Annotated in this window: 22 protein-coding genes; 20 read left to right on the plus strand and 2 right to left on the minus strand. The window is 46.5% G+C overall.

What is annotated here, in order from left to right:
* Window positions 1–28 precede the first annotated feature (28 nt).
* The 5 genes from ACXHJ1_RS15355 (at window position 29) to ACXHJ1_RS15375 (ending at window position 5945) form a co-directional block, all read left to right on the plus strand.
* The gene (locus tag ACXHJ1_RS15355; protein WP_019688075.1) at window positions 29–1288 is read left to right on the plus strand and encodes a stage II sporulation protein P; all 1260 of its coding nucleotides are present in this window, start codon (window positions 29–31) and stop codon (window positions 1286–1288) included.
* Between the two features lie 27 nt (window positions 1289–1315).
* On the plus strand, window positions 1316–1825 hold the full coding sequence (locus ACXHJ1_RS15360) for a hypothetical protein (protein WP_016821622.1): 510 nt from the start codon (window positions 1316–1318) through the stop codon (window positions 1823–1825).
* Between the two features lie 71 nt (window positions 1826–1896).
* On the plus strand, window positions 1897–3711 hold the full coding sequence (lepA, locus tag ACXHJ1_RS15365; RefSeq protein ID WP_016821621.1) for a translation elongation factor 4: 1815 nt from the start codon (window positions 1897–1899) through the stop codon (window positions 3709–3711).
* A 413-nt stretch (window positions 3712–4124) separates the two neighbouring features.
* On the plus strand, window positions 4125–5312 hold the full coding sequence (gene hemW / locus ACXHJ1_RS15370) for a radical SAM family heme chaperone HemW (protein WP_016821619.1): 1188 nt from the start codon (window positions 4125–4127) through the stop codon (window positions 5310–5312).
* 156 nt (window positions 5313–5468) lie between these two features.
* Window positions 5469–5945 (plus strand): N-acetyltransferase, encoded by a 477-nt coding sequence (locus tag ACXHJ1_RS15375; RefSeq protein ID WP_017428176.1) that lies wholly within the window; start codon window positions 5469–5471, stop codon window positions 5943–5945.
* Window positions 5946–6031: 86 nt separating this feature from the next.
* Here ACXHJ1_RS15375 and ACXHJ1_RS15380 read toward each other — a convergent pair whose 3' ends face one another.
* Window positions 6032–6481 (minus strand): hypothetical protein, encoded by a 450-nt coding sequence (locus ACXHJ1_RS15380; protein ID WP_250247641.1) that lies wholly within the window; start codon window positions 6479–6481, stop codon window positions 6032–6034.
* A gap of 441 nt (window positions 6482–6922) precedes the next feature.
* On the opposite strand from ACXHJ1_RS15380, the gene hrcA reads away from it, so the two are divergent.
* The 15 genes from hrcA to ACXHJ1_RS15455 all read left to right on the plus strand — a co-directional run bounded on the left by hrcA (window position 6923) and on the right by ACXHJ1_RS15455 (window position 22646).
* The gene (gene hrcA / locus ACXHJ1_RS15385; protein ID WP_013372178.1) at window positions 6923–7954 is read left to right on the plus strand and encodes a heat-inducible transcriptional repressor HrcA; all 1032 of its coding nucleotides are present in this window, start codon (window positions 6923–6925) and stop codon (window positions 7952–7954) included.
* Between the two features lie 121 nt (window positions 7955–8075).
* Window positions 8076–8648 carry a nucleotide exchange factor GrpE gene (gene grpE / locus ACXHJ1_RS15390; protein ID WP_457904888.1) on the plus strand — a complete coding sequence of 191 codons (573 nt, stop codon included), beginning with the start codon at window positions 8076–8078 and terminating at the stop codon, window positions 8646–8648.
* A gap of 87 nt (window positions 8649–8735) precedes the next feature.
* Window positions 8736–10571: a molecular chaperone DnaK gene (gene dnaK, locus ACXHJ1_RS15395; RefSeq protein WP_090889428.1), complete on the plus strand. Its 1836-nt coding sequence runs from the start codon at window positions 8736–8738 to the stop codon at window positions 10569–10571.
* Between the two features lie 248 nt (window positions 10572–10819).
* Window positions 10820–11944 carry a molecular chaperone DnaJ gene (gene dnaJ, locus ACXHJ1_RS15400; protein ID WP_016821615.1) on the plus strand — a complete coding sequence of 375 codons (1125 nt, stop codon included), beginning with the start codon at window positions 10820–10822 and terminating at the stop codon, window positions 11942–11944.
* A gap of 152 nt (window positions 11945–12096) precedes the next feature.
* Window positions 12097–13752, plus strand: a complete 1656-nt coding sequence (gene dcuS / locus ACXHJ1_RS15405) for a DcuS/MalK family sensor histidine kinase (protein WP_457904889.1) — start codon at window positions 12097–12099, stop codon at window positions 13750–13752.
* Window positions 13745–14452: a two-component system response regulator DcuR gene (dcuR, locus tag ACXHJ1_RS15410; RefSeq protein ID WP_107733283.1), complete on the plus strand. Its 708-nt coding sequence runs from the start codon at window positions 13745–13747 to the stop codon at window positions 14450–14452. The genes dcuS and dcuR overlap by 8 nt, the downstream gene beginning before the upstream one ends.
* Before the next feature lie 120 nt (window positions 14453–14572).
* Entirely contained in the window at window positions 14573–15919 is a 1347-nt protein-coding gene (locus tag ACXHJ1_RS15415; RefSeq protein ID WP_107733284.1) for a 2-hydroxycarboxylate transporter family protein, read from the plus strand.
* A 62-nt stretch (window positions 15920–15981) separates the two neighbouring features.
* Window positions 15982–17178, plus strand: coding sequence for an NAD(P)-dependent malic enzyme (locus tag ACXHJ1_RS15420; RefSeq protein WP_107733285.1), 1197 nt, complete (start codon window positions 15982–15984; stop codon window positions 17176–17178).
* A 185-nt stretch (window positions 17179–17363) separates the two neighbouring features.
* On the plus strand, window positions 17364–17738 hold the full coding sequence (locus tag ACXHJ1_RS15425) for a hypothetical protein (RefSeq protein WP_016821610.1): 375 nt from the start codon (window positions 17364–17366) through the stop codon (window positions 17736–17738).
* Window positions 17739–17762: 24 nt separating this feature from the next.
* Complete coding sequence (locus ACXHJ1_RS15430) at window positions 17763–17948, plus strand: YfhD family protein (protein WP_016821609.1); 186 nt, start codon at window positions 17763–17765, stop codon at window positions 17946–17948.
* A gap of 230 nt (window positions 17949–18178) precedes the next feature.
* Window positions 18179–19144, plus strand: coding sequence for a 50S ribosomal protein L11 methyltransferase (gene prmA / locus ACXHJ1_RS15435; protein ID WP_457904890.1), 966 nt, complete (start codon window positions 18179–18181; stop codon window positions 19142–19144).
* A 2-nt stretch (window positions 19145–19146) separates the two neighbouring features.
* Window positions 19147–19839 (plus strand): site-2 protease family protein, encoded by a 693-nt coding sequence (locus ACXHJ1_RS15440; protein ID WP_016821607.1) that lies wholly within the window; start codon window positions 19147–19149, stop codon window positions 19837–19839.
* Between the two features lie 159 nt (window positions 19840–19998).
* On the plus strand, window positions 19999–20763 hold the full coding sequence (locus ACXHJ1_RS15445) for a 16S rRNA (uracil(1498)-N(3))-methyltransferase (RefSeq protein ID WP_107733287.1): 765 nt from the start codon (window positions 19999–20001) through the stop codon (window positions 20761–20763).
* Between the two features lies 1 nt (window position 20764).
* The gene (gene mtaB, locus ACXHJ1_RS15450) at window positions 20765–22108 is read left to right on the plus strand and encodes a tRNA (N(6)-L-threonylcarbamoyladenosine(37)-C(2))-methylthiotransferase MtaB (RefSeq protein ID WP_016821605.1); all 1344 of its coding nucleotides are present in this window, start codon (window positions 20765–20767) and stop codon (window positions 22106–22108) included.
* 103 nt (window positions 22109–22211) lie between these two features.
* Window positions 22212–22646, plus strand: a complete 435-nt coding sequence (locus ACXHJ1_RS15455) for an NUDIX hydrolase (RefSeq protein WP_016821604.1) — start codon at window positions 22212–22214, stop codon at window positions 22644–22646.
* Here ACXHJ1_RS15455 and ACXHJ1_RS15460 read toward each other — a convergent pair.
* A complete protein-coding gene (locus ACXHJ1_RS15460; RefSeq protein ID WP_025365367.1) occupies window positions 22636–23658 on the minus strand; it encodes a Na/Pi cotransporter family protein in 1023 nt (340 codons plus the stop codon). The two genes, ACXHJ1_RS15455 and ACXHJ1_RS15460, sit on opposite strands and share 11 nt — an antisense overlap.
* Window positions 23659–23942 lie beyond the last annotated feature (284 nt).

Here is a 23942-nt window from a genome sequence, read left to right on the forward strand (position 1 = left end):
CGACGGGACGAAGGAGGACAAGGCTCACATGAAAAAAATTCAGACCTGGAACGTCGGAAGATGGAGAAGAAAAGGTATCGAAATTTTGGCAATGGGACATACGCTTGTGCTGCTCATCATGGGCTCGGCGCTTTTATTTGTCGTTTTGGGACTAGGAGGGCTGGCAGAAAATCGTTTGCAAACTTCTCCTGTTTCTTCGATGAAAGGATTGGCAGGCTCGGTGTCCAGCGGTTTTTTCGCGGATATGCTAGGTATGGAGGTACCTCATTTGGCACAAAAGAAACAGCATTCTTCGTTGTCGGGTGAACAATGGTCGCCATTTGTTTTTCAGATGCTTACAGGTATTAATCCGCAAGATCCCAAAAGTCTCATTTCTCGTGAAATTCCTGGCATGGCTGCTGGAGCGCCTGTCTTGCTGCGTAAGGGTTCGGGGAACATCAAGGTAGAGGGTCCTACGGATTATCAGCCTGATCAGGGAACGACAGATACCCCTGGGAGCTCAAACGCAGCTGAGAACCCGCCGTCTACTACGCCGGATATTCCGACAACACCGGAAACAGACCCTGCACGTGAGGATGATCCAGGTGATTCCGCCAAAGGGGAGAAGCGTATATTAATCTACCATTCTCATCCCAGAGAAGCATATAACCCATTACTGAGCAAAACCAGTTCCAACCCCAATTCAGGCTCTAAGTCAGCTAATGTATCAAGGGTAGGAGACTTTGTAAAGAAGAGACTGGAAAAGCAAGGGATATCTACACTGCATGTAAACAAGGATTATGCCACCACAGTTCAAAATTACAATTGGAACTACTCCTATAAATATTCACGCACAACAGTCAAGGAGGCTTTGGCTCAAAATAAAGGTTTAACTTATCTGCTCGATATTCATCGTGATTCCCAACGTCATGGAAAAACAACAGCCACGATTAATGGACTTTCTTATGCCAAAGTGTATTTTATTATCGGACATGACAACAAAAATTGGCGCAAAAATGAAGCTTTTGCTGCTCGCATTCATGAAAAGCTGGAAAAATCATATCACGGCGTATCGCGCGGTGTATGGGGAAAAGATGGCGGCAAAGGAAACAATGGTGAATACAATCAAAGCTTGTCTTCTCATAGCATTTTGATCGAAATCGGAGGGATTGACAACACCGAGGAGGAGTTAAAACGAACTTCTGACGTTTTGGCGGACATGATCAGTGAAGTGTATTGGGAGGATCAGAAAGCACAGAAGGCGGGTACCAACGTATCTGACACCAAAAAGAACAACAGCGGTAATTAAATAAGGTAGCAGTTAGGGGGGGATATAATGACTGGACATTTTCGTAAAAAAGCGCTTGGATTTGTGCTTCTGATCGGAGCAGGCGTATTACTTGGCATGCAGCTGGCAGGCTCTGGCCTGCGCTCAGTCTATGGCCCGGAATGGGACGAGAATCCAGTTTCATCGGTGAATCAACAGAAAGTTGATTATGAGCAGACGGTGATTGAAGATACCCCGGCAGCTAATGCCCGAGCGTATAATCGTACGTATAATACAAGTGGAAAGGTCGAGTTTGAGCCACAAACGGACACGAATGAAGGAAAAACAAACGAACGAAGTGAGGAGCAGACCGCACGCTGGACACATGAATGGGATACGAAGACTGCTCAAAATGACAATATTCGGCAGGGCCTAGAGACGCCTCGTGAGCTGCTAGCCGTAAAGGCGCAGCAGGCTTCGGTGGATACCATGGCCGATAAAACGGCTGGGCTGCTTCAAAACCTGTCAAGACAAGGTATTCGCTGGGTTGTATCTGTATTTGACGGGGTAACAGAATAGAAATATTGCTGCCCCCCCTTACAACTGCTATAATAAGCTGATTGATACTAGGCATTGTGTGGGGGTAAGGCATGACTGACATTTTGGCAAGACAACGTAAAATTCGGAACTTTAGTATCATTGCACATATAGACCATGGTAAATCCACGCTGGCTGACCGGATCTTGGAGTACACCGGTGCACTCACTTCCCGCGAAATGCAGGAGCAAGTGCTTGACCAGATGGAACTGGAGCGGGAGCGCGGGATTACAATTAAGCTCCAGGCAGTGCGACTCACCTATAAGGCCGATGACGGCGAAGAGTACATTTTGAATTTGATTGATACACCGGGACACGTCGATTTTACCTATGAGGTATCTCGTAGTTTGGCAGCCTGCGAAGGTGCTTTGCTGGTAGTAGACGCAGCACAGGGGATTGAGGCGCAGACATTGGCTAATGTTTATTTGGCGCTCGACAACAATCTGGAGATTTTGCCAGTGCTTAACAAGATTGATTTGCCAAGTGCTGATCCTGAACGGGTAAAGCAGGAAATCGAGGATGTTATCGGTTTGGACACGAGTGAAACTGTACATGCTTCAGCCAAAGCTGGAATCGGTATCAAGGAAATATTGGAACAGGTGGTCAGAAGTGTGCCTGCTCCGCAAGGAAATCCGGATAATCCGCTTAAGGCGCTTATTTTCGATTCGCATTATGATCCTTATAAAGGCGTAATCGTATATGTACGTGTTGTGGACGGCAGTATCCGTGCGGGTTCGAAAATTAAAATGATGGCGACTGACAAAACGTTTGAGGTTATCGAGGTTGGAGCTTTCATGCCACGTATGACGATTGTGGATGAGCTAAATATCGGTGATGTTGGTTTTATCGTGGCCGGAATCAAGCATGTGGGCGACACTCGTGTCGGGGATACGGTAACGGATGCCAAAAATCCAACACCAGAACCGATGCCAGGCTATCGGAAAATTAATCCGATGGTGTATTGCGGTCTGTATCCGATTGAAACATCGGAATACAACGATCTGCGTGAGGCGCTTGAAAAGCTGCAGCTGAACGATGCTTCGCTCAGCTTTGAACCGGAAACATCCAGTGCGCTGGGCTTCGGTTTCCGTTGCGGTTTCCTTGGTCTGCTGCATATGGACGTTATTCAGGAACGTATTGAACGTGAATTCAATATTCCGTTGATTACAACGGCACCAAGCGTAATTTACCGTGTACAATTGACTAATGGGGAAACGATCGAAATCGATAACCCGTCCAACTACCCAGAAGTAGGGCGTATTGAACATGTACAAGAGCCATATGTTAAGGCGGGCATCATCGTGCCAAATGATTATGTAGGTACAGTTATGGAGCTTTGTCAGAACAAGCGTGGTGAGTACGTGAACATGGAGTACCTAGATACAACACGGGTAACAATTACGTACCAGATTCCTTTGTCTGAAATCGTATATGATTTCTTTGATCAGCTTAAATCCAGCACCAAAGGCTATGCTTCCTTTGACTATGAGATTTCAGGCTATCGCCAATCAAATCTGGTGAAGATGGATATTCTGTTGAATGGTGAGCAGGTCGATGCGCTGTCGTTCATCGTGCATAGAGATCGAGCTTACCACCGCGGACGTATCATTTGTGAGAAGCTGCGCGAGTTGATCCCGCGGCAAATGTTCGAGGTGCCAATCCAGGCATCTGTAGGAACAAAGGTTGTTGCGCGTGAAACCGTTAAGGCTATGCGTAAAAACGTCTTGGCCAAATGTTATGGCGGCGATATTTCCCGTAAACGGAAGCTGCTTGAGAAGCAAAAAGAAGGCAAGAAGCGTATGAAGCAGGTCGGTAACGTAGAAGTACCACAGGAAGCATTTATGGCGGTACTGAAGATAGATGAGTAAAGCAGTTTGAAGTATTCGTCCATTCTTTCATGGGGCATTTGCCATGCATGGAGAATGGACGTTCTTTATTTGAGCAAGCTATTCAGGACAGAGAGCTCGTTCAAGTTACAATCAGCGTAACAAAGCATAGTATCATTAAAACTTTAGAGTAATTCTTAAAGCAGTGTCTCTTTTACTGCAACACCTACACCACAAAAATGGGCCGACTTCGTGGTGGGCAGCAGCGGAGTGGGCCATTTGAATCTGGAGAAGCGTAGCGTTCGCCTTTACTCCCCAATTTTATCCCTAAGAGTGCTTATATAATGGAAAATTGGGGAGTAACAGCGATCAGAAGATCAAATGGAACACGAAGCGGTTGGTCTCGACCTCGGCTCATTTTCTCACTAAACCCTGAATCGACAAGGAGGATCGGTATGACCGCATCCATACAAAAACATGAATATTCATCCGCGCCTCAAGCGGTTTATCTGCATATACCTTTTTGCACGAATAAATGCTTTTACTGTGACTTTAACTCTTATGTGCTCAAGGATCAGCCTGTTATGGAATATCTGTATGCCTTGGAACGGGAGATGGAACATACGGTCAAACTTCACCCGCCAGGACAGATAAAAACCATTTTTGTCGGGGGCGGAACCCCAACAACCCTCAATCCGAAGGAAATGGAATATTTCCTGAAGAGCGTTCGTACCTATTTTCCAAACTGGGCGGAAGATATTGAGTTTTCTATGGAAGCCAATCCAGGCACAACTGATTTTGAAAAACTTTCTGTGATGAAAGAAGGCGGCGTCAATCGACTCAGCTTTGGTGTGCAGGCTTTCCAGAATGAGCTGCTTACAGGCATAGGTCGTATTCATAGTACAGATGACGTCTATCGTAGTTTGGAAAACGCACGTAAGGCCGGCTTGGACAATCTGTCGATTGACCTGATGTTCGGTTTGCCTAACCAAACGGTGGACATGCTGGATGAAAGCGTCAGTAGAGCCCTAGAGTTGGGACTTCCTCATTACTCTATCTACAGTTTGAAGGTTGAAGAGAATACGCTCTTCCACACGTTGTACCAGAAAAATCAGCTGCCGCTTCCACATGAAGATGACGAGCTGGAAATGTATTTGCTCCTCATGCGTCGCATGAAAGAAGCGGGTTATGAACAGTATGAAATTAGCAATTTCGCAAAACCAGGTTTGGGAAGTAAGCACAATATGACTTATTGGCGTAATGAGGATTATTACGGTCTTGGCGCTGGGGCACATGGTTATGTTGGCAGAGAGCGTCATATGAACATTAAGGGCATTAACCCTTATGTGGAGGCTACTCGGAATGGGTTACCGCGTTTGGACAGTTTTGAGGTGCCGACGGCGGAAGCCATGGAGGATTTCCTCATGGTCGGTTTGAGAATGCTGGAAGGTGTGTCTAAATCCCGTTTTGAAGCTCAATTTGGTCAGACATTGGAAGACACGTTTACAGTTCCTCTCAGAAAAATGCTGAATGCGGGATTAATTGAATCAATCGAGGATGGGTATCGTTTGAGCGAACGCGGTATTTTATTCGGAAATGACGTATTTGCAGAGTTCATCGGTTCTATCACGGTAAATTCATAAGTTGCAGGTTTCAATACAATACATTTTGACATCGTAAGCTGGGCTATCATTTTATTACACCATTCTGCCACAGCAGGGTAAATGGAGTATTGCGATTCTATGCGTTATGTTGTATATTTATTCATTATATGCGGCAAGCGGCAGGAGGAGAGCAAGATGGCTTCAGTGTGTAAAGATGTATTGTGCAGAAGTGCGGTTCCTGAGGATGTGGAGCCTTTATATCAAATGATTAGTGGCTATGCAGAGCGGGGGATTATGCTGCCACGTTCAAGGGAAGTGCTTACGCGCCAACTGGAGCTGTTTATTGTTGCAGAGGTGGACGGCCAAGTCGTTGGCTGTGGTTCTTTATGCAAATTGGGGGCTGATTTGGTAGAGATTCGCTCCCTTGGCATCTCTGAGGGGCATAAAGGAATGGGGATAGGCTCCAAGCTTGTGGAAGGCCTTATTATAGAAGCACGGCGGCAACGTATTCCTAAAATTATGGCACTGACCTACGAGGTATCCTTTTTTATAAAAAACGGTTTTGATGTAGTTAGCAAAGAGATTTTCCCCGAGAAGGTATGGACCGACTGCATTCACTGTAGTAAGCAAAACAATTGTGATGAAATCGCAGTGTTGAAAGTACTGAACTGACCTGTCAATAATGAGGTCAGTTCAGTGTTTTTTTATCAGGACGTAGACGTGTGTATGTGTTACGGCTTACATTATTGTGCCCCTGTTTATTTCTCAAATGTTTGGAGTAACCACCAAATGAATTGATGATGAGGCTCCAGTTCCGAAGGTATATCACTCAAGCTTCTTATGGGATGGTCCTTATGGTAATCCGTATCATTATAAAAGTATGTAGTGCCATCTAACGGGACCTGACGCTTGTATTTATACAAGGCGACAACATATTTTTCAGACTCTCCGGTTCGGCTTGGATGATATGTGTACCCTTCCCAGTCGGCTGGTGTTACATCATCATAATGCAGTATAGCTGCCACACTATATTTGATTTGCTTGGGAATGCTTGGACTGAATTCTTGTGGGTAAAATAAAATGGTATTCCACATGCTTAACAGAATTGTAGGGACCAAAATTAAGGCACACCATAGGAGGCTTAATTTACGAATTAAGTGGATCACCGAAATGATAAGGGCAGCGTTCAGAATAAAAACTAGTGGCAAAGCAAGTATTCTTCCTAGTCCTGTGTACGGAAACAATTCGATTAAAATGTAAAACATACAAATTGTAGGTAAAAGAGCGATTAATGCGTATAAAAGGTTGCGGCGCTTGCTTCTCAGATCCCATTCCTCCTTAAAGGCAATAAAGTTATACAGTTTGTAGACACAGTCTCAAATTTTTCAGTTTTCTGTTGCCTATACATAAATACGGTTTGGATATGATGAATAATGAGGTTTTCCGTGAAAAAGTGCAAATAGTCTGTTTCATTGTAGTCATCCAAATGGATGTAATAAATCTGGTTTATTGAAAATACTGATCTGACTTGACAATGATCAGGTCGGTTTGGTATTTTTGTATTATCAGTTAGCACTCATCGCGAACGAGTGCTAATGATTCCATTTAACAATCATGCTATTATGGATAAATGACAAGGGGGGATTCGCTTGTTAACCGAACGTCAGAGACTCATTTTGAATGCGATTATTGATGACTACATTCGTTCGGCTGAGCCAGTGGGTTCCCGCAGCATATCCAAAAGGCAGGATGTCGGATTCAGCCCAGCCACAATCCGTAATGAAATGTCGGATTTGGAGGAACAGGGCTATCTGGAGCAACCCCATACTTCTGCGGGACGCATCCCGTCTCATAAAGGCTATCGTTATTATGTGGACCATTTGGTGCCGCTAAATACACTGAAGCCTATGGAAATGCGGGAACTAAAAGCCTTTTACGCCGAAAAGCTGAATGTAATGGAGCAAGTGATCCAGCATGCATCAGGCATTTTGTCCCATATGACCAATTATACTTCCATCCTGCTTGGGCCGGAGGTTTTTCATACTTCGTTGCGTCATTTTCAGCTGTTGCCGCTCAACGAAACGACGGCTGTGGCGATTATCGTGACCAATACCGGTCAGGTGGAGAATAAAACGGTGGATATTCCGCCTGGAATTTCAATCTCCGAGATGGAAAAGGTTGTGAATTTACTGAACAGCAAGCTGGTCGGTGTACCGATTTATCAGCTTAAATCACGTCTTTACACCGCGCTGGGTCAGGAAATGGAGAAGCATGTATCTCATTTTGAGGACGCTATGAAGGTGCTGGATAAAGCACTCGATAATGAATCAGATCAGCGCCTATATTTAAGCGGTGCGACGAACATGCTGAATCAGCCTGAATTTAAAGATGTAGAAAAGGTTAAACATATTCTCGATCTGCTGGAGGAAACACCAACGCTACTTAAACTGATGACTCCTGTAGCCGGAGCACCTGAAATTCAAGTCCGCATCGGCACAGAAAATGATCATGAAGCATTTGCCAATTGCAGCCTGATTACTGCTACATATGCAGTAGACGGAGAAGCGTTGGGTACTATAGGTATATTGGGTCCGACGCGGATGGAGTATGCGAGAGTTATTAATATTTTGGGTATCCTGTCTAAGGATTTGACCGCAATGCTAACGCAACGGTTTAAATAAAATAAGATCGCATAGGTTGCGGTCCTACATGTTCCGCGCTGGGATACGGTTTGTATCCTGCGCGGGTGCATTGTTGCGTGCTTTTATAAGGGGAGTTACAACTTGAAGGAGGTGAAACATTTTGAAGGAAGAACAAGCGTTCCAAGATGACAAACAACAAAATGTAAGCACAGAGGAAGCCGCCGAAACGAACCAGCAGGACGAGCTGGTGAATGAAGCGGCAGCACTGGAAGCCGAGGAAGAAAACACAGAGGTGGCAAAACTTCGTGCAGAGGCTGAGGAGCATCAGCAACGGTTTTTGCGCGCACAGGCGGATTTTGATAATTTTCGCCGCCGTACGCTGAAAGAAAAGGAAGACCTTGCTAAATATGCGTCTATGAAGCTTGTTACCGAGTTGGTGCCTGTTCTGGATAACTTCGAGCGAGCGCTGGCAACAGCATCGCAAGGAGCGAAGTCTGAGTCATTCACCAAAGGCGTGGAAATGATTTTCCGCCAGTTTGAGAGTGTGCTTCAGGCAGAGGGAGTGACGGCCATGAATGCAGTGGGACAACCGTTTAATCCTGATTTCCATCAGGCTATTATGCAGGTGGAGAGCGAAGAGCATGATGAAGGCATCGTTGTTGAAGAGGTACAAAAAGGATACATGCTGAAGGACAAGGTGCTTCGTCCAGCGATGGTAAAAGTTAGCATGTAACTGTTTCTATATACATTAGAATTACATCATTTTGATTCAACCATTCTGGCCTGAGGGCCTCGTATATACAGAAGGAGGAATTGTCCGATGAGCAAAGTAATCGGTATTGACTTAGGTACAACCAACTCTTGTGTGGCTGTTATGGAGGGCGGCGAAGCCGTCGTTATTCCAAATCCGGAAGGCGCGCGCACAACCCCTTCCGTTGTCGGTTTCAAAAAAGATGGGGAGCGTACTGTAGGGGAAACGGCAAAACGCCAAGCAATTACGAACCCGGATCGTACAATCATGTCCATCAAGCGCCACATGGGTACAAATCATAAAGAAAACATTGACGGTAAGGAATATTCCGCACAGGAAATTTCCGCTATGATTTTGCAAAAGCTGAAAGCTGACGCTGAAGCTTACCTGGGCCAAACGGTTTCTCAAGCGGTTATCACTGTTCCAGCATACTTCAATGATGGTCAACGTCAAGCAACTAAGGATGCAGGTAAAATTGCCGGTCTGGAAGTTCTGCGGATTGTCAATGAGCCAACAGCAGCTGCATTAGCATATGGTATGGAAAAATCCGAAGACCAAACCATCCTCGTATATGACTTGGGCGGCGGTACATTCGACGTATCCATTTTAGAACTGGGCGATGGTTTCTTCGAAGTTAAAGCAACAAGCGGCGACAACAAGCTGGGTGGCGATGACTTTGACCAAGTGATTATTGATTACCTCGTAAATGAGTTCAAGAAAGATCAAGGTATTGATCTGAGCAAAGATAAAGCAGCTGTACAACGTCTGAAAGATGCAGCAGAAAAAGCGAAAAAAGAACTGTCCGGCGTGTTGACAACGACAATTTCCTTGCCGTTTATCACAGTAGCTGATGGCGTTCCACAGCATTTGGAGTTGAACCTGACTCGTGCGAAGTTTGAAGAATTGTCCGCAGGTCTCGTAGAACGTACTTTGGGACCTACTCGTCAAGCGATGAAAGATGCAGGCATGAGTGCTAGCGACATCGATAAAATCGTTCTGGTCGGCGGCTCCACACGTATTCCAGCTGTACAAGAAGCAATCAAAAAACTGACAGGTAAAGAGCCTCACAAAGGTGTAAACCCTGATGAAGTGGTAGCTTTGGGCGCGGCAGTTCAAGCAGGTGTATTGACAGGTGATGTGAAAGACGTCGTTCTCCTTGACGTAACTCCACTGTCCCTCGGTATTGAAACCGCAGGTGGCGTATTCACTAAAATGATTGATCGTAACACGACAATCCCTACGAGCAAATCGCAGGTATTCTCGACGTATGCCGACAATCAGCCTAGCGTAGAAATTCACGTGCTGCAAGGTGAACGCGAAATGGCAGCAGGCAACAAAACACTGGGCCGTTTCCAATTGGGAGATATCCCTCCAGCACCACGTGGTGTACCGCAAATCGAAGTTACTTTCGATCTGGATGCGAACGGTATCGTGAACGTATCTGCTACAGATAAAGGCACAGGTAAAAGCCAAAAAATTACGATCACTTCTTCTAGCGGCTTGAGTGACGAAGAAGTAGAACGTATGATGAAGGATGCCGAGTTGCATGCGGAAGAAGATAAGAAACGTAAAGAGTTGGTAGAAGCGAAAAACGCTGCAGACCAACTGATCTACTCCGTAGACAAAACGATTAAAGATCTGGGCGAAAAAGCGGATGCAGGTGAAGTCGAAAAAGCAAATGCAGCTAAAGAAAATCTGCAAAAAGCACTGGAAACTGACAACCTGGAAGACATCAAAAAAGCTACTGAAGAGCTGACTGAGATTGTTCAGCAATTGTCTGTGAAATTGTATGAGCAAGCTGCTCAAGCAGCGCAAGCTCAAGACGGAGCAGCAGACAGCAAAGGCCGTGACAATGTAGTTGATGCGGACTATGAAGTTGTTGACGAAGATCAGAAGAAAGACTAAGCAACGGATCGGGTAGTGGCAACTTTACGGTATACCGGTACGTTATGATATACTGAACAATAATTAGCAGCGTAGCTGCCTTGATAAATAACAATTAGCCTAAGGGTAACTGTTATTTCCAAGATAAATAAGCATATTACGGGTTGTACTGCCTTGAAATGATGGGAAGGTCAAAGCCGGGTCATCCCGCGCCTTTGGCTTTCCTTTTATATGTAGTGCAGACACGTTGTAGGCATGGGGGTGGAACATTGGCTGATAAGCGTGATTATTATGAAGTGCTGGGTGTCGCAAAAGGCGCTTCGGATGAAGAAGTCAAAAAGGCTTACCGTAAGCTTGCGCGTCAGTATCATCCGGACGTGAACAAGGCTGCGGACGCAGAAACTAAATTCAAAGAAGTTAAAGAAGCTTACGATGTCCTCAGTGATGGTCAGAAGCGGGCAAGATACGACCAATACGGTCATGTAGACCCGAATCAGGGCATGGGAGGCGGCTTCGGTGGTGCCGACTTCGGTGGCGGATTTGGTGATATTTTTGATATGTTCTTTGGTGGCGGTAATGGTCGACGTGACCCGAATGCACCGCAACGAGGGAACGATCTTCAATATACGATGACGATTGAATTCAAAGAAGCGGTGTTTGGTAAAGAAACCGACATTCAAATTGAACGTACGGAAACATGTGATACGTGTCATGGTACAGGAGCCAAAGCGGGCACTCAACCACAGACCTGTTCCGTCTGCCACGGCAGTGGACAGGAAGAAGTGGTGCAGAATACACCGTTTGGCCGCATGGTTAACCGACGCGCCTGCTCCAATTGCGGCGGTTCCGGTAAAATCATCAAAGAAAAATGTACGACTTGTAGCGGATCAGGCCGTGTCCGCAAGAAACGTAAAATTCATATTCGCATTCCGGCGGGTGTGGATGACGGCGCACAAATGCGTATCAACGGTGAAGGCGAAGGCGGTGTCAACGGAGGACCGGCAGGTGACCTGTACGTCGTATTCCGCGTGAAGTCGCACGACTTCTTTGAGCGTGAAGGAGACGATATCTACTGTGAAATTCCGCTTACGTTCTCACAGGCAGCGTTGGGAGATGAGGTGGAGATCCCGACGTTGACCGAGAAAGTGAAGCTGAAAGTTCCAGCAGGCACGCAAACAGGGACTTATTTCCGTCTTAAAGGAAAGGGTGTGCCAAAACTGCGCGGCGTAGGTCAAGGTGACCAGCATATTAAAGTAGTCGTGGTAACGCCTAGCAAGCTGAGTGAGGAACAGAAGGATTTGCTGCGTCAGTTCTCTTCGCTTAGTGGAGAGCAGACACATGAGAATGAGCAGTCCTTTTTTGACCGTGTGAAGCGGGCTTTCCGAGGCGACTAAGCCAAAGTCGAAATCGCGGAGCTTCAATTATGAATCCGAGGGACTATTCCGCAATTGCGGGATAGTCCCTTTTTTTATATTCACGTAAACACATACATAGCCATTTTTGTATAACCAGAGTTAACAATTGAGCTTCTATCAACTAGAAAGGGGTGAGTTCCATCGAAAAAATACGGACAAGTCTGCGTCGAGGTAAGCCGATATTAAAGCTTAGAGGTCTAATAACGCTGCTCGTATGTCTGGTTATGGCACTTGTGCTCCTGCCAGTAACACTGTTATTTGCCGAGAGAGTTGAGCATGAAACGGAGAAGGGGCTCGAGGAAAAGGCAATGTCCATTGCGCGTACACTCGCCCATACACCGCTTATTATTGAGCAATTGCAACAGACAGGTTCTTCTCCTTCCATGCAGGAGTATGTGAAGAAGGTCTCAACGGCGAATCATATCCAATTTGTCGTGGTTATGGATATGAAGGGAATTCGTAAAACCCACCCGGATGCTAGGAGGATCGGCAAAGCCTTTGTCGGAGGGGACGAGTATACTGCACTTCACGGTCAGGAGAGCGTGTCCGTTGCAAAGGGGACATTGGGCATGTCCATGCGGGCCTTCTCCCCCGTGTTTAGTGTGACGGGAAAACAGGTAGGTGCGATTGTTGTCGGTATATCCATGCAGGATGTACAGCGGGCCCAGGAAGGCAACACCCGTCTTATTGCTATCGCCATTGGGATCGGAATGTTGATTGGCACAGGAGGAGCGGTTGTGCTGGCTCGTAAAATCAAAAATATGCTGGTCGGTCTGGAGCCGCCGGAAATCGCACGTTTGCTGGAGGAACGCAGCGCGATGTTACAGTCCATCAAGGAAGGCGTCATTGCGGTGGATGAATGCGGTCGTATCATGCTGATGAATGCAGAAGCGATCCGTCTACTGAGGCAAGCGGGGATTGAAGATTTCTCATTCTCTGGACAGGAAATTACTGTTTATTTATCTGCTTTCCGATTACAAGAGGTCTTGGAAGTAAGCACTCCACTGATGGATGAGGAAATGGAGCTGGGTGGGATCACCTTGCTGACCACCAGTGTTCCGATACGGGTCAAAGGAAAAATTGTCGGAGCCATTGTAACCTTTCGGGATAAGACGGAGATGAAACAGCTTGCTGAACGTTTGACAGGAGTTTCTCTGTACACGGAAGCACTACGCGCGCAGGCTCATGAATTTATGAACAAGTTGCATGTCATTATGGGGATGGTGCATTTGCGAATGTATGATAAACTGGAGCACTATATTATGGATGCTGTCGAGCATCATCAAGTAGAGATTGGCTCCATTACTCGGCAGCTTAAGGACCCAGTGATGGCGGGGTTTGTGTTAGGGAAATTAAGCCGGGCCAGAGAGGCAGGGGTAAATTTTGAACTGACTCCGGGTAGTTACTTGCCTGAATCCAGTCAAACTCAAACGACTCATGAACTGATTACTATTCTTGGCAATCTGTTTGATAATGCAGTGGAGGCGATGGAATCTCTGGAGCACAAGCGGATTACCCTTTCACTTTATTATGAAGAAAACCAGAAAAATGGCTGTCTGACCTGTATCATGTGCGACAATGGTCCAGGTATACCGGAGGGCCTTGGGAAGGCCATTTTTGAAAAAGGTTTTTCGACCAAGGGAGAGTCGCGAGGGATGGGACTTTACCTAGTGTCGCAAAGCGTGAAAAGGCTACAAGGTAGTGTAAAGTTGATCCCAGTCGAGCAGGGGTGCTGTTTTCAGATTAAGATTCCATACATTATAGCGGGGAATGATGAACATGATTAATGTCCTGATTGTAGAAGATGATCCGATGGTTGCGGAATTCAACCGCAAATATACGGAGCAGGTAGAGGGTTTCCAATGTGGTGGTTGGGCTTCTTCGGTGGAAAAGGCTAAGAAATATATAGCTGAACAAGCCATTGATCTGATATTGCTGGATGTGTATATGCAAGAAAGTAATGGCCTCGATTTACTGTCATTTATACGGGAGGCTGGAGTGAATGTGGACGTTATTGTCATCTCAGCTGCAAGTGACATGAGTAGCATCAAAAAAGCGATGAACTTTGGCGCGGTGGATTATTTAATCAAGCCTTTCCACTTTAACCGTTTTTTAGAGGCCCTTACCGGGTACCGAGAACACATTAGTATTGTTCGTGAGCGTAGTCTACTGTCGCAGGAGGAGCTGGACCGACTGATTTATCATAAAAGCTTGACTAAAGACTTGGCACGGTTGCCTAAGGGGATAACGAAATCCACGCTGGCTATGATATGGAATTGTATCCAGCAGCATCATAAGGTTCTGTTTTCCACCGAGGATATTGCGGAGAGTGCAGGGATCTCCAGGGTGTCTATGCGCAAGTATCTGGCTTTTATGACAGAGATTGAAGTGCTTTCTATGGAAACTATATATGGTACCATTGGACGTCCTGTTTACCAATACCAGGTGTTGCCGCAGGCAGAAGGAATCATGAATAGTTATATTTAGCCCTATTTCTGATTACTTTAGTTACTAAAGTTAGTTCTTAGTTTTAAAACCAAATAAAGCGTTTTCCAAGGTGTAGAATGGGAACATGATCATCATTCTTCACTTTATGGAGGGAGATTTATGGAAAATGCTACGAACCAGCCTGTCATTCAAAAGGGGCAAAGATGGAGTAAAAATACTGTAGATGGGTTTAGGATGCTGGGCAGGATAAAGGTGGGAGTTATTCCTCTTCCGCTATATGCCGTGATTGCGCTAATTGTTTATGCGGCTGCAATTACAGAAAGACTTCCGAACGATCTATTGGGCGGGTTTGCCGTCATCATGATTTTAGGTATACTGCTCAGTGATCTGGGGGCCAAACTTCCACTGCTCAAACATATAGGCGGGCCAGCCATTTTATCCCTTATGGTTCCATCGTTAATGGTATTTTGGAATATGTTCAGTCCATCTGCAATGGGGGCTGTGCACACGCTTATGAAAACCTCGAATTTTCTTTATTTTTACATCGCATGTCTAGTAACAGGAAGCATTCTTGGCATGGATCGCAAAATGCTGATGAATGGAATTGTCAAAATTTTTGCCCCCATTATCATAGGATCTATTGCTGCTGTTGCTGTCGGTATGGTGGTGGGTATGGCTTTTGGCTACAGTGCTTATCATACATTTTTTTTCATCATCATTCCGATTATTTCCGGTGGGATTGGAGAAGGTATTTTACCGTTGTCCATTTCGTATGGAATGATACTGGGCAAGGATTCTGCGGTATTCGTATCCCAGTTTATCCCGGCTGCCATTATCGGTAACATTGTTGCAATTATAGGTGCAGGGGTCTTGAAGAGATTAGCGGAGAAAAAACCAAAAACTTCTGGTAACGGAAGGTTGTTAAAACTAGAAAAAGACGAAGACAAGTTAGCTCCGGTAAACTTGGGACAAACCGTTTCTTTTCCATTAATGGGTGGTGGTCTGCTGTTGGCCTGTACTTTCTTTATTGTGGGTAAGCTGCTAGAGCCGTATCTCCATATTCCAGGGCCGATTCTCATGATTCTGGCGGCCGCATTAATAAAGTGCATTCAGATCATGCCGAACACATTGGAGCAGGGAGCTTTTCATTTGTACAAATGTATAACCGCTAGTTTGACGTGGCCCTTGATGGTGGGGTTAGGCATTTTGTATGTGCCATTAGATAGTGTAGTTGGGATTCTAACGGTTCCTTATGCGATCACCTGTGCATCTGTAGTGGTTGCATTGATTGTTACTGGATACTTCACAGGAAAATGGATTCATATGTATCCCGTAGAAGCTGCCTTGGTGACCAGTTGTCGCGGCGGATTGGGGGGCACGGGCGATGTAGCCATTCTGTCTGCATCCAATCGGATGGAACTGATGCCTTTTGCCCAAATTGCAACACGGATTGGTGGAGCAGGCACCGTCATTTTAGCCACCTTGTTACTACAATTATGGAGCTGATGAGTTTTAGACCAAGCTATAAAATTCATATCATATACAGTCATGAAAGGATGGAGAAATATATGGGCAGTTTAAGAGATGAAATCAGAGAATTACACGAAGGTGGCAAAATGGAGACCTTACCCAAGAAGCGAATTGAAACGATGGAGGGGTTGTCCAAAGTTTATACGCCAGGTGTGGCTCAAATTTGCATGGAAATTGCCAATGATCCAGCCAAAGCGTTTCAATTAACGATCAAAAAAAATACAGTAGCAGTCGTTTCAGATGGAACAGCGGTACTTGGATTAGGAGATATCGGGCCGGAGGCAGCTATGCCTGTGATGGAGGGGAAGGCAGTACTGTTCAAACAATTTGCAGGTGTCGACGCATTCCCAATCTGTCTCAATACGAAGGACCCTGATGAGATTGTTCAAATTGTCAAAATGATCGCTCCTGCCTTTGGCGGCATTAACTTGGAAGATATATCTTCACCACGCTGTTTTGAGATCGAGAGACGGTTGAAGCAGGAACTCGACATTCCAGTATTTCATGATGATCAGCATGGTACGGCAGTCGTGGTATTAGCGGGTTTGGTCAATGCATTAAAGGTATGCGGCAAAAAAATGGAAGATGTCAAAGTAGTTTTTGCCGGTATTGGTGCGGCGGGTATGGCTTGCTCGCGCATGCTGCTCAAGGCAGGGGTACGTAATCTGATTGGGGTCGATCGGCAAGGAGCCATTCACCGCGATGTGGAATACAGTAACCCACATTGGACAGAGTATGCGAACATGACTAACCCGCATAATCTAAGTGGAAGCTTATCTGAGGTAATTGTGGGAGCTGATGTGTTCATCGGTGTGTCGGGTCCAGATATACTGACTGTGGAAGACATACAGAGCATGGCAACTGATCCTATAGTGTTCGCCATGGCGAATCCGAAGCCAGAAATTGATCCGGCAATAGCTTCACCTTATGTACGTGTGCTTGCTACCGGTCGCTCCGATTTTCCTAATCAGATTAATAACGTGTTGTGCTTTCCGGGAATTTTCCGGGGCGCTCTGGATTGCCATGCGAAGACGATTAACGAGGAGATGAAACTGGCTGCCGGGCTTGCCATCGCTGATGCAATTTGCCCTGAGGAGCTAAGTGAAACTTATATCATACCGGAGGTTTTTAATCCAAAGGTGGTGCAAAAGGTACGGGATGCTGTTATTCGCGCAGCCTGGGAGACAGGAGTAGCCATGTCAGGTGAAGCTCCGGCTGCTACTTTACGTCCGTAAAAGTTATGTTCTTCACAAACTTTAGTTCACCGTCTTGCCCTGCTGTTCATGACAATGCAATGTCTGTATCCGTTAAGCTTTCGTGGAGAATATAAAGTCTTGCCAATGAGCAGGATATAACAAAGCGTAACGATCTATGTTCTCAAACACGAGTTGCGCTCAATACTACACAGGGAGATTTTGGGATGGGCGAAAAAAATATTTTGGCGTATTTCAAAAGTCCTGAGGAAGCACAGGGAGCTGCGAGAAAACTGGAAGCTCTCCGGGTAACGGATATGTCGATAGATCGTTTTAGCCGGTATCCGCGGCAGTCTACAGGCAACGCCGGACTGCCTGTGTTTTCAGGACAGATTAGCAGCTTGTCCTCACTCACACAGGGTGTGGATTTTACAGATGCGTCTCCAGCGATACTGGCTGCGGCTGATCCTGCTGCCAGTGGCATGAGTGATGGAGGACAAGGTGGACCGACAGGCCGCGATATTTTGTTGACTGCGGTGGTGGACGAATCCATTCATCATCAGGCGATGTCGATTGTGGAACAAGCGGGTGGAATGCTGTGACAAGTTTGGAAGGAGCAGTGACCGATGTCTAAAAACAAACGGTTCGATAAAGTGCTGACCAAAACCGAGAAAATCAAACGCATGCAATCTGCCAAAAACGAAGATGTTGAGTTCTCGGCAGAGCAGGCAGATGCTGAGGATCTGGAAGCGATCCGACGTAGTGAAGTAGCTGACCGCCGTCAGCAACGGATCATAAACGACAACGAGTAGAATACAATAAGGCGGGTATCCCACCTAAAAAGGTGATTTGTGGGATAGCCCGTCTTATTTATGTTTCTCCTTTGTTCTATTCATTAGTAGATTTATACCAGATGATAGCCGTAACAATAACTAGCATTATAATCTAATATTGTCTTTGTCATACTGGCTTTTTTGAACTCCTATGCGAGTATATAGTACAATGTAATGTATGCATGTGAAATGAGGAGGAAATGTAAACCATGTTGTGGAATGAAATTACAATACATACAAGTGAAGAAGCCGTCGAAATGATTTCGAATTTTCTGCACGAAGCAGGTGCGGGAGGGGTTTCTATTGAAGAATCCGGTTCGCTTAATAAGCCCCGGGACACGTCTTATGGACAATGGTACGATCGTCCTTTGAACGACATCCCTGAAGGACAAGCGATCATCAAGGGCTATTTTGCCGAAGAAGTAGACATGGACAGCGTGCGTGCACAAATTGAGCCGCGGGTTGAACAATTGAGAACTTTTGATATTGACCCTGGCGAGGTTCGGTATGAGCTGAAAACGGTCAACGAGGATGATTGGGCTAATGCCTGGAAGCAATATTTTAAGCCTTTACGTGTATCGGATCGTTTGACCATCAAACCGACTTGGGAAGAGTATGAGCCTGCGAGTGAAGATGAAAAAATTATTGAGCTTGATCCGGGTATGGCCTTCGGCACTGGAACACATCCGACGACGTCCCTTTGTCTGAGAACGCTGGAATCCGTGATTCAGGGTGGAGAAGAAGTGATTGATGTTGGTACGGGCTCCGGTATCTTAGCGATTGGAGCAGTCAAGCTGGGAGCAAAGCATGTACTTGCCTTGGATCTCGACCCGGTGGCGGTATCGAGTGCGCGTGAAAATACGCGTTTGAACGGACTGGAGGAACGCATCACCATTAAAGAAAGCGATTTGCTCTCCGTGCTTAATGCAAGCGATCCAACGCTGGGTATTCAACTGCCAGTCAAGCTGGTGGTAGCTAATATTTTAGCCGAGATCATTTTGTTGTTCATTGATGATGTATATAATGCCCTACAGCCAGGCGGTATTTATATTGCATCAGGAATTTGGAAGAACAAAGAAGAGGCTGTCGAAACCGCATTGAAAGCTGCTGGCTTTGAGATTACCGAAATCAACCGGGATGAAGATTGGCTGGCGTTTGTGGCGAGAAAGAGGTAAGCATGGATTTTTTACAAAGTATTTTTCGTGTAAATTTAAATGTCCTTCCATTTTACTTGTTGGCTGTGATCATATCGTTTACGGTGCATGAATTTGCGCATGCGTATTATGCCAATAAATTTGGCGACCCTACGGCCAAGCTACTGGGGCGCGTGACTTTAAATCCGGCAGTGCATATTGATCTGCTGGGTACGCTGTTACTGTTGATCGGAGGCTTTGGTTGGGCCAAGCCAGTCCCGGTCAATCGTGACAATTTTAGCCGCCCGCGCCTTATGGGCATTATTGTATCGGCTGCTGGTCCGCTGAGCAATCTGCTGCTTGCATTTGTGACTACACTGATCTATGCTGTGCTTCTTCATTTTCAAGTATTGCCGGGAATGGAGAACCAGCGGGTGGCTCAGGCAATCTATTTGTTTATCAATGCGCTAATCAATTTAAATTTGTTTTTGTTTATCTTTAATCTGATCCCACTGCCTCCACTCGATGGCTACCGGATTGTGGAGGACGTGGCTCCGACTCCTGTGCGCCGCAAGCTTCAGCACTTTGAGCAATGGTCGATCTTTATTTTTCTGCTTATACTGGTAATTCCACAAGTACGAGCTGTAACGATTGAACCTCTTTACACGCTGTCTCAGATGATTTATATACAGTTTTTACAGTTCTCTTTTTACATTACCGGATTGTTTGGAGCCTAAGGGCTCCTTTTTTTTACGAGAATTGGTATAACATAAACGGAAAAGGGAACAGACTGGTCATACAGGCGCAAAAGATGATATGATGGTGCTTGGTGATTTCATCGGATTTTGTACGGAACGTTAGTGGATAATAGTTATTTTTAGAATAGGTGTGAGAGAATGCAGCGTTATTTTATTCCGGCAGAGCAATTTCTAGAAGATCACGCAATTGTTACGGGTGAGGACGCGCGACATATCGCCAAAGTCATGCGAGGCCGTAGTGGTGACAAAATTATAGTCAGTGACGGGGTATCCAGGGAAGCGCTAGCTGCATTGGATACGATTGAGCAGAACCATGTGAAGGCGACGATTATCGAACCGCTGGAGATGACCTCTGAACCGCATGTTCAGATCACCATCGCGCAGAGTCTTCCTAAAGGGGACAAGATGGAGACGGTGATGCAAAAATGTACGGAAATCGGAGCCACCGGGTTCGTACCGTTTTTATCCGAGCGTACGGTCGTACAGTATGATGCCAAAAAGGAAGGCAAGCGACTGGAGCGTTGGCGCAAGATTGTGAAGGAAGCGGCTGAGCAAAGCCATCGCAATCGGATTCCGGAAATTAGCGCACCCCTGACGTGGAAAGAACTTCTGGCTTCTTTTGCTGGGTATGATTTGATATGTTATTGTTATGAAAAAGAGCAGGGGCGGCAGCTACGGGATGTAATCCAGCCTTTCGCAGGACAATGGGTGTCCACAGACAAGCCGCGTGTGCTGGTGGTGGTGGGCCCGGAAGGCGGCTTTACTGAAGCGGAAAGCCTAGAGGCTGAGCAGGCCGGGGCACAGTCTACAGGACTGGGAAGACGTATTTTGCGTGCGGAAACCGCAGGTATGGTTGCATTGGCATGCATTTTATATGAGACAGGAGAAATGGGAGGGGTTTAATATGCCATCAGTGGCATTTTACACATTAGGTTGTAAAGTAAACTTTTATGATACAGAAGCGATCTGGCAGCTGTTCAAAAAAGAAGGTTATGAGCAGGTGGATTTTGACGAGCAGACTGCTGATGTCTATTTAATTAATACATGTACGGTTACGAATACCGGTGATAAGAAGAGCCGTCAGATCATTCGTCGTGCGATTCGCCGAAATCCAGATGCCATTGTGGCAGTGACGGGCTGTTACGCTCAAACTTCTCCGGCCGAAATTATGGATATTCCAGGTGTTGATCTTGTTATTGGTACGCAGGATCGAGATAAGATTATTCCGTTTGTGAAGGAGATCCAAGAGTCGCGTCAACCTGTAAACGCTGTGCGTAATATAATGAAGACCCGTGTGTTTGAGGAAATGGATGTGCCTGATTTTGCTCATCATACCCGTGCGTTTCTAAAAATTCAGGATGGCTGCAATAACTTCTGTACCTTCTGCATTATCCCGTGGTCGCGGGGCTTATCCCGCAGCCGTGATGCCGCGAGCATTATTACACAGGCGCGTCAACTGGTGCACGCAGGCTACAAGGAAATCGTACTCACGGGTATCCATACTGGTGGTTATGGCGACGATATGGATAATTATGACCTGTCCGATCTACTGTGGGATCTGGAGAAAGTGGAAGGGCTGGAACGTATCCGTATCAGCTCGATTGAAGCCAGTCAGATTGATGAAAAAATGCTGGATGTACTGAAACGCTCCAATAAGCTGGTTCGCCATTTCCACATACCGCTTCAAGCAGGGGACGATACCGTGCTGAAACGGATGCGCCGCAAGTACACGACAGAAGAGTTTTATAACAAAATGCTCATGATTCGTAAAGCGATGCCAGATGTAGCAATTACAACAGACGTAATTGTCGGCTTCCCTGGAGAAACGGACGAAATGTTCCGTAATGGCTATGAGCTGATGAAAAAAATCGGCTTCTCGGAAATGCACGTGTTTCCGTATTCCAAGCGTACTGGCACGCCTGCGGCACGTATGGAGGATCAGGTGGACGAGGACGTGAAAAATGCGCGTGTGCGTGACCTGATTGCATTGTCAGAGCAAATGCAGCTGGCATATGCTGAAAAGTTTGTTGGTCAGGTGCTGGAGGTTATTCCTGAAGTAGCCCCTAAAGGGACGGAAGATAGCGGTATACTTTATGGTTATAGTGACAATTACATTCAACTGGTGTTTGAAGGTAATAAGGATCTGGTTGGCAAGGTGTGCCGCGTGAAGCTGACGAAGGCGGGCGTTAATGAAAGTGAAGGCCAATTGGTCCGCGTATTGGAGAACGGGCTGCAAACAGCTTTGTAAAATAAAAAGAGCCTGAACAGGCAATAGCGATGGCCAACAAGGATTTCGCCTTTCCCTACAGAGAGGACGGAATCCTTGTTGCGCAAGGAAAGGAGATTACAGGATGGCAGCAAAAAAGGAAATTTCCGCAGGTGGCGTAGTGTTTCGCAAACAGGGGGAGCAGCTTGAAATTCAGCTGATCACCGACCGATATGGCAAGACATCTCTGGCTAAAGGCAAAATGGAGCCAGGTGAAACAATCGAACAAACTGCTCTACGTGAAATTCGTGAGGAAACAGGGCTGAACGGGCGGATTATTCAGCATGTGGATATGATTGCTTATACGTACCAGCACCCTGAATATGGGGAAGTGGACAAGGAAGTTCATTATTATCTCGTAGAGGCACTGGATGGGAATTTGCAGGCACAGATAGAAGAAATCAAAGGCGTCGCGTGGCATACGCCCGAAGAAGCATGGCGTCTCCAGCGTCAGGGTGGATATGACAACAATGATGTCATTCTGAGCAAGGCGCTGTCTATGCTAGGAATTAACGTTTAACCCTATGGGAAGACACTTGCTCCTCTATACGAGTCCATGCAGGTAAATAGCAGAGGGGCAAGGCAAGCAGAGAACTGATGACGTTAAACAGGGTTTGGGCATGCGCTACCTTGGCTCCGGGCTCAGTAGATATCCAAGAAGCGGCCATATCCAGCCCGGGGATTAACGGCATAAAGAGCAATGCCCCGCCTACGTTCAGCAGCACGTGGGACCAGGCCACAAATTTGCCAGACACGCTGCCGCCAACAGCGGCAATCAGGGCAGTCACGCAGGTGCCCACATTGGAGCCGATGACGATGGCGATCCCTACATCAACTGGCAGGGCACCCGCAGCAGCCAGGCTAATCGCCATACCAATGACAGCTGCGCTGCTGTGAACCAGTGCGGTTAGGCAGGCTCCAGCAGCGAAGGCCCACCACATGTTGGCTGCAGCATGATCAAGAAACCAGCGGAATAGTCCGGCTTGCTCAATCCAGGGGCCAACGGCTTGCATCACGCGGATACCTGCGAGAATCAGCGAAAATCCGGCAAAGACGAGGCTGATAAATTGTACAGCCTGTGGGCGGCTAAGCCCATTGGAGGTGGCTGAAGCTCCGGCAGCTGCATACTGACGGCCAGTGACCGTTTCCCCCCACAGAACAGCTGTGCCCCAGCATAGCAGTGATCCACATAGCAGTGGAGCAGCCAGCTTGCCGAGCTGGAGGCCCATCAGCTCGGTCGTCAGGCAGGTACCAATATTGGTACCAAGAATGATGCCGAGCGTGCGGCCGTAGGTCAACAGCCCGGCATTGACTAGTCCGATCGTCAGCACCGTTACGGCGGTGCTGCTTTGCAGTAGGGCGGTAATGCCTGAGCTAAACAGCATACCCCGCCAAGGGGAAACCGTAGCCCGGTTTAGCCAGCGAGTAAGGAAGGGGCCGGCCAAATGCCGGAGGGCAGCTTCCATCAGCTTCATTCCACCTAAAAAAATAAGCAGCCCACCGCACAGCGGCAATATAACATGTATAAACACGGCTTTAGCCCCCCCTTTTCTAGGTGAAAATGAGAATACTTATGTAACAGCCTATGATCTACCTAGGACAGCCATGACAAGCATGGCCGAGCAGTTTTTTATGGAACGAACATTTTGTAGTATCTTCACAAGCTTTTAAAGCGTGACGTCGACATACAGGCGGGCAGTAGCGAAGCAGTTCATTTGAAGCTGGAGAAGCGTCAGTGATCGTAAGACCAAATGAATCGGCGGAGCCGCGCCCCTATCGAACAAAATGTTTTAACACTTTGAGTAATCCAAGAATA

This window comes from Paenibacillus sp. ALE2 (assembly GCF_054113385.1).